This is a genomic window from Natronorubrum sediminis (assembly GCF_900108095.1).
Classification (GTDB): domain Archaea; phylum Halobacteriota; class Halobacteria; order Halobacteriales; family Natrialbaceae; genus Natronorubrum; species Natronorubrum sediminis.
This window is the reverse complement of record NZ_FNWL01000001.1, coordinates 353153-367522: the sequence shown is the minus strand read 5'-3', so window position 1 is coordinate 367522 and position 14370 is coordinate 353153. Positions and strand designations below refer to the sequence as shown.

Sequence of the window (14370 nt, the reverse complement as noted above, 5' to 3'; positions counted from 1 at the left end):
CCAAATCATTCGTTGGAACCTGGTCGCAAATCCCGCCAGCGGAGCTGTTCGACACTCCCGTCGTTGAGTTGAACGTCGAATAGATGTGAATCACGAGGATCACCGGTTTCCTCACCAGCGTCATCCTCGAAGACCTCAATCACGGTACCATGCTTTCCGTGGAGTCGGTCATGATCGGGATCGGTCTCGTCTGGGATGTCAACGCGCACGCGGTCCCCCTGTTCAAACCTTCGCATCAGATCGAGGTGCGTGCGACACAGAGGTGATCGTTTCGGTTACACGTCACATCCAACCCCCAATGATTATGCCCCTTCCAACCGTGTTTAGATGTACGCGAATCCCCGGAGGGAACCGCCCTCATTCGAAATCGTTCGACTATCGAACGAAATCAAATTCGACAGCCAAAGTCGCTTTATAAGTGACCGACCGCCGTCTGGCGGATGTTGATCGTTCGAAGAACGAATGGGCGCTGCAGGATTTGAACCCGCGACGGTTTGGTCCGAAGCCAAGCACTCTGTCCAGACTGAGCTAAGCGCCCTCACTTGAGCAATTTCCGTCGACCCCGTATAAGTCGCTCGGTTTGCAACCATTTCGACAGGGGCCACCATACCATCCACAGTGTGCGTTGCTTCTCACTCGATGAAAACGACCGAGGGTGGTCTTTGTCGTCGAGAGCTATTACTGAGATACGCATGACGGTGAACGAGGCTGCGGGTCCCGACGATGGTCGATCGCAGGGCGTACCACTCGAGTTGCTCACCGAAGACGAAGAAAGCTGGACTGCCGTCCCCGCCGATGCGTCCGGCGACGACAGGGTGAGCAAGTGGCTCTCGATCGATGGTGACGCACTCTGTGATCTCGAGGCGTGGCGATAGCGACGACACTCGACGAACTGGTCCGTCTCTTTGCATGTGGTAGCCAATTCCAACGCACTCGAGAGCCGCTCGTGTTGATGCTCGAGTGCGGTATAGCGGCGGCATATCGTACCGTTTAACCACGCTCGCTGACCAGTGCTGGCAATGACAGCGGGAGAGACGGTTCGTGGGTTACTCGAGTTAACGCGGCCGGTGAACGTCGTCGCGGCCAGCGTGTTGACGTTCATTGGGGCGTTCGTCGCCGGCAGCGTTAGCGAGTACCCGTTTGCGGTGGCCGCTGCGGTGGCGGCAACTGGGCTGGCTGTCGGTGCGGGCAACGCGATCAACGACTACTTCGACCGAGAGATCGATCGAATCAATCAGCCCGAACGAGCGATTCCCCGCGGTGCGGTGTCGCCACGCGGTGCGCTCGTATTCAGTCTCGTGCTCTTCGGGGCTGCGGTCGCGCTCGCGCTCGTGCTTCCACGGCTGGCGATTGCGATTGCGGCGATCAACCTCGCCGCGCTGGTCGCGTACACGGAGGTGTTCAAGGGTCTCCCCGGAGTCGGGAACGCGTTGGTCGCCTATCTCGTCGGGAGCACGTTCCTCTTCGGGGCAGCAGCGGTCGGCGAGTTAGGGCCAGCCGTGGTCCTCTTTTTGCTCGCAGCGATTGCCACGCTGACTCGAGAGATCATCAAGGACGTCGAGGATATCGAGGGTGATCGAGAGGAGGGACTGAACACGCTTCCGATCGCTATCGGTGAGCGACGGGCGCTGCTGGTCGCGACGGGATTGTTGCTCGTGGGCGTCGCTGCGAGTCCGTTCCCCTATTTCCTCGGCGAATTCGGCGCTGCGTATCTGGCGCTCGTCGTTCCGGCCGTCGCGATTATGTGCTACGCGACCTACGAGAGTTTCGACGATCCAACGGCTGGACAAGAGCACCTCAAGTACGGAACGTTTCTCGCTGCTGTCGCATTTATCGTTGGCCGAGGCGTGATCGTTTTCCCGGTGTAACTACCGAATGACCCGTTGTGACGAAAGATATCTTGGTGTTCGACTACCATCACTATCGATCGTTACTGTTCGACCAAAAACAATATAACCTCGCTTGAACATTTGACTGGCAGACGGTATCATCGTCAGCGTTCGATTGCTGGCCGGTACAACGGTTGATGGATGTGAAATTAGGTATGCATGGTCTCGCCGATAGCCTCCCGGAGAAAGGCTTCCAACCAGGGACAAACGTGCTCGTTGCTGGCCCCCCAATGACGGGGAAACGAACCCTCGCGTTCGATATCCTCGCAAACGGTGTCGATCGAGGTGGTGGTTCGATCGTCGTCTCGACCGAAGACGACGCGACGACGGTACTCGAGGCGATCGACGAGTCGGTCGACGATCTCCAGACAGCCCCCGAATCTTCCGGAGCGGACGCGGCTGTCGCGGAGGCAGCGACTACCGCGACTGACTCGAGTGGGGGTCGCGAGTCGACGGCCGGTTCTCGAGACAGCGGTCCCGTCGGTGTCGTCGACTGCGTTACGAAACAACGCGGGGTCGGGACCGTCGAGGACGATCCACGAGTGAAGTACGCGTCTTCACCCGTCGATATGACTGGTATCGGAATCAGCCTCTCGGCGTTTCTCGAGGAGTTCTACGAGGGCCGGGGCGTGACCGAGAACCGGGTGCTCCTGCACTCCGTGTCGACGTTGTTGTTGTATTCGAATCTCCAGACCGTGTTTCGATTTTTGCACGTCTTTACGGGGCGTGTCCAGAGTGCCGATGCGACCGGTATCTACGTCATCGACTCGACGGCTCACGACGAGCAGACGATGAATACGCTCAAACAGCTCTTCGACGCTGTCATCGAACTCGAGGACGGAGAAGACGGCACTCCGATCATCACCACGGCTGGCTTTTCGTCCTGATCGGGCAGCCCCGTGTCGACCCCGAAAGGTTTCGTCGTCGAACGCGTACGCTCGCGTATGCCACTCGACACACCGGCGGAACTCAAGAATGTGCTCGACGCCGAGACGATCGCCGTCGTAGGCTGTTCGAGCACTCCCGGAAAAGCAGCCCACGACGTGCCGAAGTACCTGCTCGAGCAGGGGTACGACGTCATCCCGGTCAACCCCTTCGCGGACGAGATTTTCGGTCGGTCGGTTCCCGACACGCTCGCCGATGTCGACGACGAGATCGACGTCGTTTGCATCTTCCGGCCGAGCGAGGAAGTCGGTGAGATCGTCGACGCCGCACTCGAGCGCGAGGACGTCGACGTCGTCTGGACCCAACAGGGGATTCACGACGACGACGCTGCGGCCCGCGTCGAAGCCGATGGTCGAGACGTCGTTCAGGATCGCTGTATGAAAGTCGAACATCGACGACTCGTCGCGTGAGTCGCGTCGCAGAGTGTCGAAAGGACAGGATGTGAAACCGCTAGCTGACGAGGAGACAGAGAACAGAGGAGTTGCTTACTCGGACGGTGCGTCGACGTTTTCGACGGGTTCGTCGGTTCCGGTCTCAGCCTCGGTTTCGGCCTCCGTGTTCTCGTCGGCCTCGAGTTCGGCTTCGTCGATTGCGGCTTCGGCTAAAATTTCCTCGCCGTCAATACCCTGTTCCTCGGCGATTGCGAGCAACAGCGCGCGCTGTTCGGTCAGTTGGTGGTCGATCTTCTCGACCGTTTGGTGCGTGTCGTCGACTTCCTCCTCGAGGCCGATGATACGTTGTTGAAGCTCCTGTACTTGCTTGTACATCGCTTCGGCGCGGTCCGACAGACCCTGAATCTTTTTCGCAGTGCTGCCAAGTCCCATATACAGCTACTGTGTCGGGGAGCTAATGGGCTTTTTCCTCTGTCTCTCGATTGGCAATCAACGGCTCACGAGGAGTTACTCGCTCGAGACCGGTCTCCGGCGCTCGAACGCCGACTCGAGGAACGTCGCACACGTCGTGTTGAACGCGTCTGGTCGATCCTGGTTGACGAGATGTCCCGAGTCGGGAAGCACGACTCGCTCGCCACGGGGAAGATCCCTGACGAGCTGTCGGCCCTGTCGTTTGACCAGCGGTGCCTCACTCGCCCCGTGGACGACGAGCGTTGGCGCGTCGACGGAGAGGTCGGGTGGATCGTAGCGATAGAGCGCGTCGAAGATTTTCCGAAATTCGTCCCGATCGATGTCGCCGACTGCCGCAATCGCATCGCGCCTGATCTCGGGATTGACGGAAAGCCAGTGACCGCCGGTCGCCGCGCGAATCGAACCACACATCGATCGAAACGTCGCCCTGGAGCCGCTCAGGGCGACCGACGCCGCGATTGCTGGCGTGGGTGTAAAGAGCGCCTTCGTCGAGTCGGGCACCTCGAGTGGCGGCATCGACCGAACGGCACCCCCGAGTATTGCCGCCGCGACATCGTTCGGGTGACGATCCAGATATTCTTGGACGACCATCGATCCGAGCGAGAGTCCACACAGTATCGGCTGCTCGAGATCGAGGTCGGCGAGCAGTCGCTCGAGGTCGTCGGTAAAGAGTTCGATCGAGTAGCGCTCCGAGTCGGTGACACCCGTATTGCCGTGGCCGCGAACGTCGAGTGTGAGGACCTGATACTCGTCCGCGAAACGGTCGACCTGCGGGGCCCAGGCGCGGGCGTTCGACCAGCCGCCGTGGATGAACACCAGCGGGCGACCCGTTCCCTGCAGTTCGTACCAGAGGTGGCCGTCCTCGAGTGTGAGTTCCGGCATTGTCACGTCGACCACGCCAAGGGGCATAGCTCGCCGGGTTGCACGCACCGACAGCGGCGGCAGTCGTCTCGAGTGAAATGACCTGGGAGAACCGAGAAACGGACGGCGAAACGAATCGAGGGTTACTGATCTTGCTCGGAGCCGCGCCAGCGCTCCCAGAACGACTCGAACTCGTCGTCGTCTTCGGTGATCTGCTCCCAGGCGGCGAGTCCGCGTTCCTCTCGGCTTCCTGGAATCGTGTTGTCGAGGAAGAGCGCGGCGAGTCCCCCGATGGCCATCCCCGTCGAGCCGATGATGTACACCGTGTCGACGACGGCCTCGCCGGCGGTCTCGAGCCAGCCCGGTTGGCCGGCGAGGGCGGCCTCGACGCCGACGGCGTCTCGGAACGCGAGCGTGGTCTCGAAGTTGCCCATGTACGCGGGCATCGCCATCCCGATGAAGAGGGCGAAGCCGATGATGAAGACGTTCCGCGAGGACTCGAGGTCGACGTGTTTGAGGTTGCCAATTCCGACGGCGACGATCTGGGCGAACATGGCGATGAAGAGGCCGCCGATGATCGGGTCGGGAATCGTCGCGACGAGTTGGCCGAAGTAGCCGACGAATCCGAAGACGAGCATGACGACGGCACCGATCTGGACGACGTACCGAGAGGCGACGCCGGTCAGGCCGATCGCGCCGACGTTCTCCGAGTAGGAGGTCGATCCGCCGGTTCCCATCACGCCGGAAAAGATGTTCATCAGCCCTTCCATCCCGATACCGTGGTTGATCCGTTGCTCGCTCGGTGCGCCGTTTCCGGTCATGTTCGCGACGGCGTAGTAGTCGCCGATGCTCTCGACGATCGACGCGAGCACGCCCGCGAACATCCCGATGATGAAGGCAGTCGTGAACTCCGGCATCCCCCACTGGAAGGGGTGGATCGGCAAGAGTAACGTCGTATCCGTCACATCACCGAGTGGAACGTGGCCTGGATGGTCGCTTCCGAGCACGTTCGTAACCGAGAGACCCGCTGCCGTGATCCACGCGATTCCGATACCCAGAATAACCGGGTACAGCCGGAACGCCTTGTGTTTGAGCTCGAGATACTGCGAGAACAACAAGATGAGACCGAGCGTCAGCCCGAGCAACAGCCAACTCTGGTCTGTCTGGGTGATCTGATCGGCGTCGAATAGCGAGAGTCCGATCAGGGCAATCGTCGGCGCGACGACGACGGGAGAGAGGTAGTTTCGGAGCTTTCCGACGAGGCCGAAATACCCCATCGCGACCTGCACGGTCGCGGCGACGATGATCGCACCCTGTAGCTGCAGTAATGCGGCCTGCCAGTCGTCTCCGCCGCCGACCCCACCAGCGGTGACCACGGCAATGATCGCCATCGCCGGTGCGAGCATCGAGAACGGTGCGCCCTGCACGATCGGGTACCGATTCCCGAACGTCGTCTGCGCCAGCGTCGCGATTCCCGACACCACAAAGAAAGTCCCGATGAACTGCGGCCACAGTTCCTCGGGCATTCCCATTACATCGGCCAGAATCAGTGGCACGGCGATGTTCGCCCCCACCATCGTCAGATAGTGTTGAATGCCGAGCACCGTCGATTCGCCGACCGGCGGTTTCTCGTCGATGCCGTATTCGATATCGTCGCTGACCTCGCGTTCATCTCCGCTATCAGCGTCCCTGTCCACCGAATTATCCCCCGCGTCAGTCATCTCGTCGAATAACGGAACAGCGGGGTCAAATGAATGTTGATCCGGATTCGGAGACACCAGTCACGAGGCTGCATTCGCTTTTCCTCACCTCGAGTCATCCGTTAGGGCTCGATCCGCCGCCTCGCGGACCGTCTCGGCGGATAGCGCCTCGAGGGACACCAACTCGCCCCCGCTCTCGCTCGCGACCAGTTTCGAGAGCCCTGCTCGAGAGTCGTCGCCGGCATCGACGACAAGCACAGTCACGGCGTCGCCAGCAAGCCCGCGTGCGGCCTGTCGAGTCGCCTCGGTCGGACTGCCGTCGGCGACGTTCGCCCGGCCGTCCGTCACCAGTACGACGACCGAGGCGTCCGTTTCGGCGCGCTCGAGGACCCGTCTCGAGGTCTCGAGACCCGATGGAAGCGGCGTTCGATCGCCCGACGGCAATTCCTTCAGGTGGCGCGCAGCGAGCGAGACGCTGTCGGTCGGCGGCAACAGTACCTCGCTTTCCTCGCCGGCGAACGCGACGAACGCGACCTGATCGCGCTGTTCGTAACTCTCGCGCAGCAACTCGAGGACGACACCTTTCGCGGTGTGCATCGCGGGTCGCATCGAGGCGCTGGCGTCGACGGCGAAGACGATAGTCACCGACGTCTCGCCGGCGCGAACGGACTGGCGGAGATCCTGCTCGCCGACCCGGGACTCGCCGCGCGCCGCGGCGGAGCGAACCGACGCAGCCGCGTCGATAGGGCCGTCATCCGACACGGGTTCGGTTCGGACGCGTGCGCCGCGGTTGCTCACGCTGGGCGTCGTGCTCGCTCGAGAGCCCCTCGCTGCCGTGGACTGTCGATTCGTTACGTCGGACGTCTCGAGGTTGGGTGCCGCCGCCTCGCCGACGCCGGCGACCTCGGCGCGCTGCTGGCCGGGGACGAGCGGTCGGGCTTCGTCCTCCTCGTCGCTCCCGTCGCCGCTGTTGTCGTCGCTGTCGTCGCATTCGTCGGTCGACTCGGGATCGCTCGAGTCGTCCCTCTCGCCCGAGTCTCCGTCGTCACTACCACTGGCTTCGGCGGGTGACGGTGTGTCGCCAGTCGGTCCGTCTGCCTCGTCCGGTCGACGTTCGGGTCCGGAGTCGTCCGTTTCCGGGTCGGTACCATCGCTTGGTTCGTCGAATTCGCCGTCACCGTCTTCGGACTCGGAATCGGCGTCGTCACTCCGCTCGCCGCCGGAGTCGTTTCCCGTCTCACCGCCGTTTTCGTCGTCCTCGCTTTCGCTCCCGTCCTCACTCGCCTCGGACGCCTCGCCGTCGCCGTCCGCGTCGGATGCTCCTTCTTCGAACCGATCCTCGAGGAGGTCTTCGAGGTCGGGTTCGTCCTCGAAGGGAGTGCTCCGGAGACGATGGGGGAGGGTGTAGCTCGCCGCTTCGGAGACGTCGGACTCGATGACCGTCGTTCGCCCCTCGAGTGCGGCGAGGGTCATCGCCGTTCTAGCCGTGGCGACATCCCCACGGTGGCCATCGACGCCGGCCTCGAGGCAGAGCTGTGCGATCTCTGCTTTGAAATCGGTAGGGAGGGAAACGCTCGAGAGTCGCTCGCGAGCGGTGACCAGTTGCTCGCGGAGGGCAGCCGTCTCGTCTGCGAACTCGGTTTCGGCGGAGGAGGCGTCGCCGGCCTCGAGTGCGCGGTCGATGATCTCGACGCGGTCGTCGACCTCGCGACAGCCCTCGACGGTGGCCTGGAGAGCGAAACGATCCCGGAGTTGGGGGCGGAGGTCGCCCTCCTCGGGATTCATCGTCCCGACGAGGGTGAAGTCCGCGGGGTGGGAAACGCTAATCCCGTCTCGTTCGACGGTGTTGACTCCGCTCGCGGCCGAGTCGAGGATAACGTCGACGAGGTGATCGTCCAGCAGGTTGACCTCGTCGACGTAGAGAATGCCACGGTGAGCACGCGCGAGCAACCCGGGATCGAAGTCGGCCTCGCCGGCGAGGGCGTCTTCGACCGAGAGGGTGCCGACGACGCGGTCTCGAGTCGCCCCCAACGGAAGCGTCACGAGGGGGACGGGGCGCGTCTCGACCGGTAACTCGGCCGGGTCGCGGTGCTGGCAGGATTCACACTGCAGACTCGAGTCCGCGGGGGCACAGCCGTAGGGACAGTCCGCGACGACTCGCTGGTCCGGCAGGAGGTCCACGATTCCCCGGACTGCAGTCGACTTCGCGGTTCCTTTCTCGCCGACGATGAGTGCGCCATCGAGGCTATCGTTCGCCGCGATGGCGAGTAACACGCGTTTTAACTCCGCCTGTCCGACGATCGCCGGAAAGGGGAGTGACGACAGATTTTTGTCGCCAGCGTCTGCAACCATACTTGAGCTAATACAATAGAGGTTTAAAAACTCGATGACAACGATCGGGATCTACACGGCGACGGAGAACGAACTCGGCTCGATCGGCCAGGCCGCCGAGCGCCTCGAGGACGTCGAACTGGTCGTTCGCTCGGAGAGCGACCTCGAGGAGGAAGCCGATATCGAGGAGTTCGTCGAGGAATTGCGCGACGCCGCAGCAGCACTGTTCTGGCTGCACGGCGCCGAAGACAGCATGCCGGGCTACGACTACGCGACGGGTGCGCTCGAGGACGCGGGAGTGCCGTTGATCGTCAAATCGACCGGCGACACCTTCGCGTTCGAGGATACGACGGTGAGTGCGGACCACCGCGACACCGTCTACGACTACCTCGAGAAGGGCGGGACGATCAACGTCGAAAACTGCTGTCGCTTCCTCCTCGCGGAGTACGAGGGGAGAGATGGCGAGTACGACGATCCGACGACGCTGCCGACGGAGGGCGTCTACCACCCCGACTACCCGGGGGCCGGCTACGAGGAGTTGCTCGAGACCCACGACCCCGAGCAGCCGACGGTCGCGGTCTGGTTCTACGAATCCCACTGGACCCACGAGAACACCCGCTACGTCGACGCCCAGGTACGGGCGCTCGAGGAGCAGGGAGCCAACGCCCTGCCGATCTTCTGTAATCCGGCGACGGACACCGAGGAGCAAGAGGATGCCGAGTGGGTAACCGACACCTGGCTCCTGGACGAAGGGGGGGAACCGGTCGTCGACGCCGTCCTCTCTTCGTTCATGTTCTCGCTCTCGATGGACGAGCGGGGCCGGAGCGCCGACGACGAGGGCTCGAGCGCGGAGGACGTCTTCCTCGACCGCCTCGGCGTCCCGGTCCTGCAGACGGTCACGACGATGCGCTCGCGTTCGCGCTACGAATCGAGCGACACCGGCGTGATGGGCTTCGAACTCGCTCTCTCGGTCGCTCTGCCAGAGTTCGACGGCAACGTCATCACGCACCCGATTTCGGGGAAAGAGCGAACCGACGACGCGGCCGAAATCGGTTCCGCACCGAAGCACCACTATCCCATCGAGGATCGAGTCGATCACGCGACACGACTCGCGGTCAACTGGGCGACGCTTCGACACACGCCGAACGAGGAGAAGAACGTCGCCGTCGTCCTGCACAACTACCCGCCGAGCGACGACGGGATCGGCACCGCGTTCGGACTCGACAGTCCGGAATCGACGGTGAATCTGCTCTCCGAACTCGAGGGTCGCGGCTACGAGTTAGACGGCGAGTTTCCCGAGGACGGCCAAACGCTCGTCGAGAAACTGACCGCACAACTCACGCTCGAGGATCGCTGGGTCGCCCCCGAGGACGTTCGCGACCGCTCGGTCGACGTGGTTCCGACCGACACGTACGCCGACTGGTTCACGGAGGCAGACGAACGCTTCCAGGAGAACATCCTCGAGGAGTGGGGAGAGGTCCCGAACCGGCCGTTCGCGATTCCGGGCGTCGAGTTCGGCAACGTGCTCGTCACCGTCCAGCCCCCACGCGGGTTCGGCATGGACCCCTCGAAGGTCTACCACGACTCGGACCTCCAGCCGCCACACGACTACTACGCCTTCTACGGCTGGCTCAAGCACACGTTCGAGGCCGACGCCGTCGTCCACCTGGGCACCCACGGCAGCCTCGAGTGGCTCCCCGGCAAAACCGTCGGGCTGAACGGCGAGAGTGCACCGGACCAGCTGATCGACGACATCCCGAACGTCTACCCCTACATCGTGAACAACCCCGGCGAGGGAACGCAGGCGAAGCGACGATCCTACGCCGCTATCGTCGACTACCTCACGCCCGTCATGCGGAATGCGGGCACCTACGACGAGTTGTCCGAACTCGAGGAACTCGCGAACCAGTACCGCGAAGCCGGGATGGAAGACGCCCGCGCCGACGATGGCGAGCACCTCGAGGACCTCATGCGCGAGAAGGTCGAGGAACTGGATCTCGCGGTCGAACTCGGCATTTCGGGCACCATCGATGAGAAAGCCGACGTCCGCGGTCCCGACGAAGCTGGATCGACGCTCGCGGAGGGCGAGGTGGCGGGCGAGGACCTCACAATCGACGCACTGGTCGAACGGATTCACGAGTACCTTACCGACGTCAAGACGACCCAGATCCGGCTGGGACTGCACACCATGTCCGAGCCGCCTGCGGACGAACGACTCGTCGAGTATCTGGTCGCACTGACGCGACTCGAGAACCCCGGTGCGCCAAGCCTGCGCGAGAGCGTCGCCGGTGCGCTCGGCGTCGACTACGAGACCATGCTGAACGCGCCCGGTGAGTACGACGAGGCGCTGGGCATGACCTACGCTGAAGCCGCAGACGAGGTCTACGAAACCAGCGTCGACCTGATCGAAACCCTCGCCGAGCACGAGTTCGACGTGCCCGAGTCGGAACTCGAGGGCGGTCCCGACGACGAAGTGAACATGAACCTGCTCGTCGTCGACCTCGAGACGATCGGTAACGCTCGAGCGAAGTCGGGTGCCCACGACTCCCTGCGGAAAGCGCTGGCGTACATCTGCGAGGAGGCCCAGCCCCGCGTGCAGGGGGCCGAAGACGAGATCCCGCGCACCGCAGACGCGCTCTCGGGCGAGTACGTGCCCCCTGGAGGCTCCGGCGCGCCGACCCGCGGCGGCGTCGACTTGCTCCCGACGGCGCGAAACTTCTACACGCTCGACCCGCGGAAGGTGCCCGCAAAAGCGGCCTGGCAAGTCGGCCGGGAGGTAGCCGAGGGCGTGCTCGAGCGCCACCTCGAGGAGAGCGCGACTCCGGAGGAGTCGCGAGGCGAAGGCGGCGAAGCCGCCGGAGTGGCCGAGTACCCCGAAGAGATCGGCGTCGTCGCGTGGGGGACCCCGACGGTCCGTACCCGCGGCGAGACGATCGCGCAAGTGCTCGCGATGATGGGTGTCGAACCGCAGTGGACGGACGCTGGCCGAATCGACGACGTGGAGCCGATTCCACTCGAGGAACTCGACCGACCACGAATCGACGTGACGACGCGCGTCTCGGGACTCTTCCGGGACGCGTTCCCGGCCGCGGCGGGCGTCATCCACGACGCCGTCGACGCCGTGGTCGACCTCGAGGAACCACACGAGATGAACTACGTCAAAAAGCACGTCGAGGAGGAAGCCGAGCAACTGCAGGAAGAAGAAGGGCTCGACGAATCCGACGCCAAGAAAGCGGCTCTACACCGAGTCTTCACCACCAAACCCGGCGGCTACGGTGCCGGGACCAACAAGGCCGTCGACGAGGGCAACTGGGAGGACCGCTCGGACCTCGCGAGCGTCTACGTCCAGTGGGGCGGTTACGCCATGGGCTCGAGAGGGAAGGTCAGCGACGCCCACGATTCCTTCGAACGTCGCCTCTCGAGCGTCGACGCGACGGTCAAACTCGAGGACACGATGGAGCAAGACGAGTTCGACTCCTCGGACTGGTACGCCTTCCACGGCGGCTTCATCTCGGCTGTCAGCGAAATTTCGGGCGAGGAGCCGGCGTCCTACGTCGGCGACTCCTCGGATCCCGACAACGTGGACGTCTACACGAACGAGGAGAAGGTCCGCAAGGCGATGCGCGCTCGCGTGCTGAATCCCGACTGGCTCGAGTCCATGGAGGAACACGGCTACAAGGGCGCTGGCGACCTCTCCACAACGGTCGACGTCACGCTGGGCTGGGACGCCACGACCGGCGTCGTCAGCGACACGCTCTGGAACGAGGTCGCCGAGAAGTTCGCCTTCGACGAGGATCGACAGGAGTGGATGCGCGACGTGAACCCGTGGGCCCTCGAGTCCATCTCAGACACGCTGCTCGAGGCGATCGAACGCGACCTGTGGGACGCCGACGAGGAGATCGCCGACCGATTGCGCGACCTCAACCTGAGCGTCGAGGGCGACCTCGAGGCCAGAACGACCAACGAGGTCGTCGGCGCGGAGGTGACAAACGATGACTGACGACGAGCGACTCGAGTCCGACGGCGGCCAGGAGTACGAGCGGGAGTACGCCGACCTCGGAGCCACGACGCAGAACGCGATGGATATCGCGGAGACAAGCATGGATATCGTCCGGCAGTTCGTCCCCGACGAGACGCTGGGCGACCGCATCCGCCAGAAGTCAGTCCACTCGATGGGCGACATCGAGTTCCAACACCTGATCGAGTTCACCGGCAGCGACGAGCTGGGGGCGGACGAAGACGCGCCAGTTCGTGCCGGCGCGAGGGCCGTCCTCGCGGAGTCGACTATCGTCACCGACATCACGATGTCCAAAGCCGGCATTACGGGGAGAGGCCACGACTGCGAGAAACGCAAAGCGATCGGAAACGGTGCCGAGTTGGCGAAGGAGACGGGAATGACCCGGACCGCTGCGTCGGTGCTCGAACTCGACAAGCAAGGCGTCTACGACGGCTCGATTGCGGTGATCGGCAACGCGCCGACGGCCGCGTTCGCGCTCGCGGACTGCATCGAAAACGGCACCAGACCCGCCGCCGTCGTCGCGACCCCCGTCGGCTTCGTCAAGGCCGAGGAGAGCCGCCAACGGATCCGCGAGATCAGCGAGGAGTACGACGTGCCAGCGATCACCAACGTCGGTCGCCGCGGTGGAAGCGGGCTCGCGGCCGCGCTGACGAACGAACTGATCCACGTCGCGAAGGACGTGCGGACGGACGAACTCGAGTTAGAGCTGAGGGCCGACGAACGGACCGCTCGGAACGCCGGACGGGAGGACGGCGAGGGCGCATGAGCGGCGAGTACGATCTCGAGTCGGGGCCGGACCCGGCAACGTTCGCGGCCGGGACGGCGGAGCCGGATATCGACGAGGGGAGCGACGACCCAGTCTACGCCGTGGGCGTCGGTCCTGGGAATCAGGAGTTCCTCACGCCTCGAGGACGACGAGCAATAGCTGAAGCGGACGTCGTCGTCGGCTTTACGACCGTCGTCGAGTTCGTCGAGGACCTGACGGACGCTGACCTGCTGACCTGTGGCTACAAGGACGAAGCGGAGGCCCTCGAGACCTTCGGTGAGCGCGTCGCAGCGGGCGAGTCGGGTACAGCCGTCGCAATGGGCGATCCAAACCACTCGGGCTACCAGTTCGTCGGAAAGGTCCAGGACGCCGTCGAGCGTTGCTCGACGAGCCCTGACTCGCACGCTCGTCAGAACGCCGTGGAACAAGCTTCCACGAGCCCTGCTTCGCAGACTCAGCAGGACGCCGTCGAGCGTTGCTCGACGAGCCCTGACTCGCACGCTCGTCAGGACGCCGTGGAACAAGCTTCCACGAGCCCTGCTTCGCAGACTCAGCAGGACGCCGCCGAGTCCAGCGCTCCCGAGACGCCCGTACGCATCGTTCCCGGCATCTCTTCGCTCCAGATGGCCGCCAGTCGGGCCCGAACGCCGATGGAAGACACCGAGTTCGTGACCTTACACAAGAGCGGCGACCTCGAGGCCGATATGGACCGGTTAGCCGGCGCTGTCGTGGCAGAGGGCCGGCACCTCCTCACGTTGCCCCGGCCCTACGATCGAATGCCCGGCGACCTCGCCCAGTTCCTCCTCGAGGAAGGGGCCGACCCGGAACTCGAGGCGCTGGTGCTCGAGAAGTTGACCCACGAGGACGAGACGGTTCATCGGTTTACGCTGGCGGAGCTGTCGGAACACGCGGGCGGGGACGGACCCGAGGAGACGCCGTTTTCCGATCTGGTCGTCCTTGCCGTTCGCCAGCCGGTGTAGTCGTTCGCCGTTCGTCG

12 protein-coding genes and 1 tRNA gene are annotated in these 14370 nt (G+C 63.6%); 7 read left to right on the top strand and 6 right to left on the bottom strand.

What is annotated here, in order from left to right:
• Positions 1-5: 5 nt before the first annotated feature.
• Both BLW62_RS19165 and BLW62_RS01835 read right to left on the bottom strand, forming a co-directional pair.
• On the bottom strand, positions 6-236 hold the full coding sequence (locus tag BLW62_RS19165; protein WP_090504375.1) for a DUF8139 family protein: 231 nt from the start codon (positions 234-236) through the stop codon (positions 6-8).
• A gap of 227 nt (positions 237-463) precedes the next feature.
• Positions 464-538: transfer RNA gene (locus BLW62_RS01835), tRNA-Arg, on the bottom strand.
• 154 nt (positions 539-692) lie between these two features.
• On the opposite strand from BLW62_RS01835, the gene BLW62_RS01830 reads away from it, so the two are divergent.
• The 4 genes from BLW62_RS01830 to BLW62_RS01815 all read left to right on the top strand — a co-directional run bounded on the left by BLW62_RS01830 (position 693) and on the right by BLW62_RS01815 (position 3244).
• Positions 693-875, top strand: a complete 183-nt coding sequence (locus BLW62_RS01830) for a DUF7511 domain-containing protein (RefSeq protein WP_090504372.1) — start codon at positions 693-695, stop codon at positions 873-875.
• Between the two features lie 144 nt (positions 876-1019).
• Complete coding sequence (locus tag BLW62_RS01825) at positions 1020-1868, top strand: geranylgeranylglycerol-phosphate geranylgeranyltransferase (RefSeq protein WP_090504369.1); 849 nt, start codon at positions 1020-1022, stop codon at positions 1866-1868.
• 176 nt (positions 1869-2044) lie between these two features.
• Positions 2045-2776 (top strand): RAD55 family ATPase, encoded by a 732-nt coding sequence (locus BLW62_RS01820; protein ID WP_090504366.1) that lies wholly within the window; start codon positions 2045-2047, stop codon positions 2774-2776.
• A 57-nt stretch (positions 2777-2833) separates the two neighbouring features.
• Positions 2834-3244, top strand: a complete 411-nt coding sequence (locus BLW62_RS01815; protein WP_090504363.1) for a CoA-binding protein — start codon at positions 2834-2836, stop codon at positions 3242-3244.
• A gap of 75 nt (positions 3245-3319) precedes the next feature.
• Here the strand turns inward: BLW62_RS01815 and BLW62_RS01810 are convergent, their stop codons facing one another.
• From BLW62_RS01810 to BLW62_RS01795, 4 genes are all read right to left on the bottom strand, one after another.
• Complete coding sequence (locus BLW62_RS01810; RefSeq protein ID WP_090504360.1) at positions 3320-3658, bottom strand: DUF5798 family protein; 339 nt, start codon at positions 3656-3658, stop codon at positions 3320-3322.
• Between the two features lie 75 nt (positions 3659-3733).
• A complete protein-coding gene (locus BLW62_RS01805) occupies positions 3734-4579 on the bottom strand; it encodes an alpha/beta fold hydrolase (protein ID WP_090506376.1) in 846 nt (281 codons plus the stop codon).
• A 122-nt stretch (positions 4580-4701) separates the two neighbouring features.
• Positions 4702-6279 (bottom strand): uracil-xanthine permease family protein, encoded by a 1578-nt coding sequence (locus BLW62_RS01800; protein ID WP_090504357.1) that lies wholly within the window; start codon positions 6277-6279, stop codon positions 4702-4704.
• A gap of 84 nt (positions 6280-6363) precedes the next feature.
• Positions 6364-8610 (bottom strand): VWA domain-containing protein, encoded by a 2247-nt coding sequence (locus tag BLW62_RS01795; RefSeq protein ID WP_090504354.1) that lies wholly within the window; start codon positions 8608-8610, stop codon positions 6364-6366.
• Between the two features lie 34 nt (positions 8611-8644).
• Between BLW62_RS01795 and cobN the strand changes: the two genes are divergently transcribed.
• From cobN to BLW62_RS18895, 3 genes are read left to right on the top strand one after another with little or no spacing between them, the layout of a single operon-like run.
• Positions 8645-12589, top strand: coding sequence for a cobaltochelatase subunit CobN (gene cobN, locus BLW62_RS01790; RefSeq protein WP_090504351.1), 3945 nt, complete (start codon positions 8645-8647; stop codon positions 12587-12589).
• Positions 12582-13373, top strand: coding sequence for a precorrin-8X methylmutase (locus BLW62_RS01785; RefSeq protein ID WP_090504347.1), 792 nt, complete (start codon positions 12582-12584; stop codon positions 13371-13373). The genes cobN and BLW62_RS01785 overlap by 8 nt, the downstream gene beginning before the upstream one ends.
• Complete coding sequence (locus BLW62_RS18895; RefSeq protein ID WP_245726648.1) at positions 13370-14353, top strand: cobalt-precorrin-7 (C(5))-methyltransferase; 984 nt, start codon at positions 13370-13372, stop codon at positions 14351-14353. The genes BLW62_RS01785 and BLW62_RS18895 overlap by 4 nt, the downstream gene beginning before the upstream one ends.
• The last annotated feature ends 17 nt before the right edge of the window (positions 14354-14370 follow it).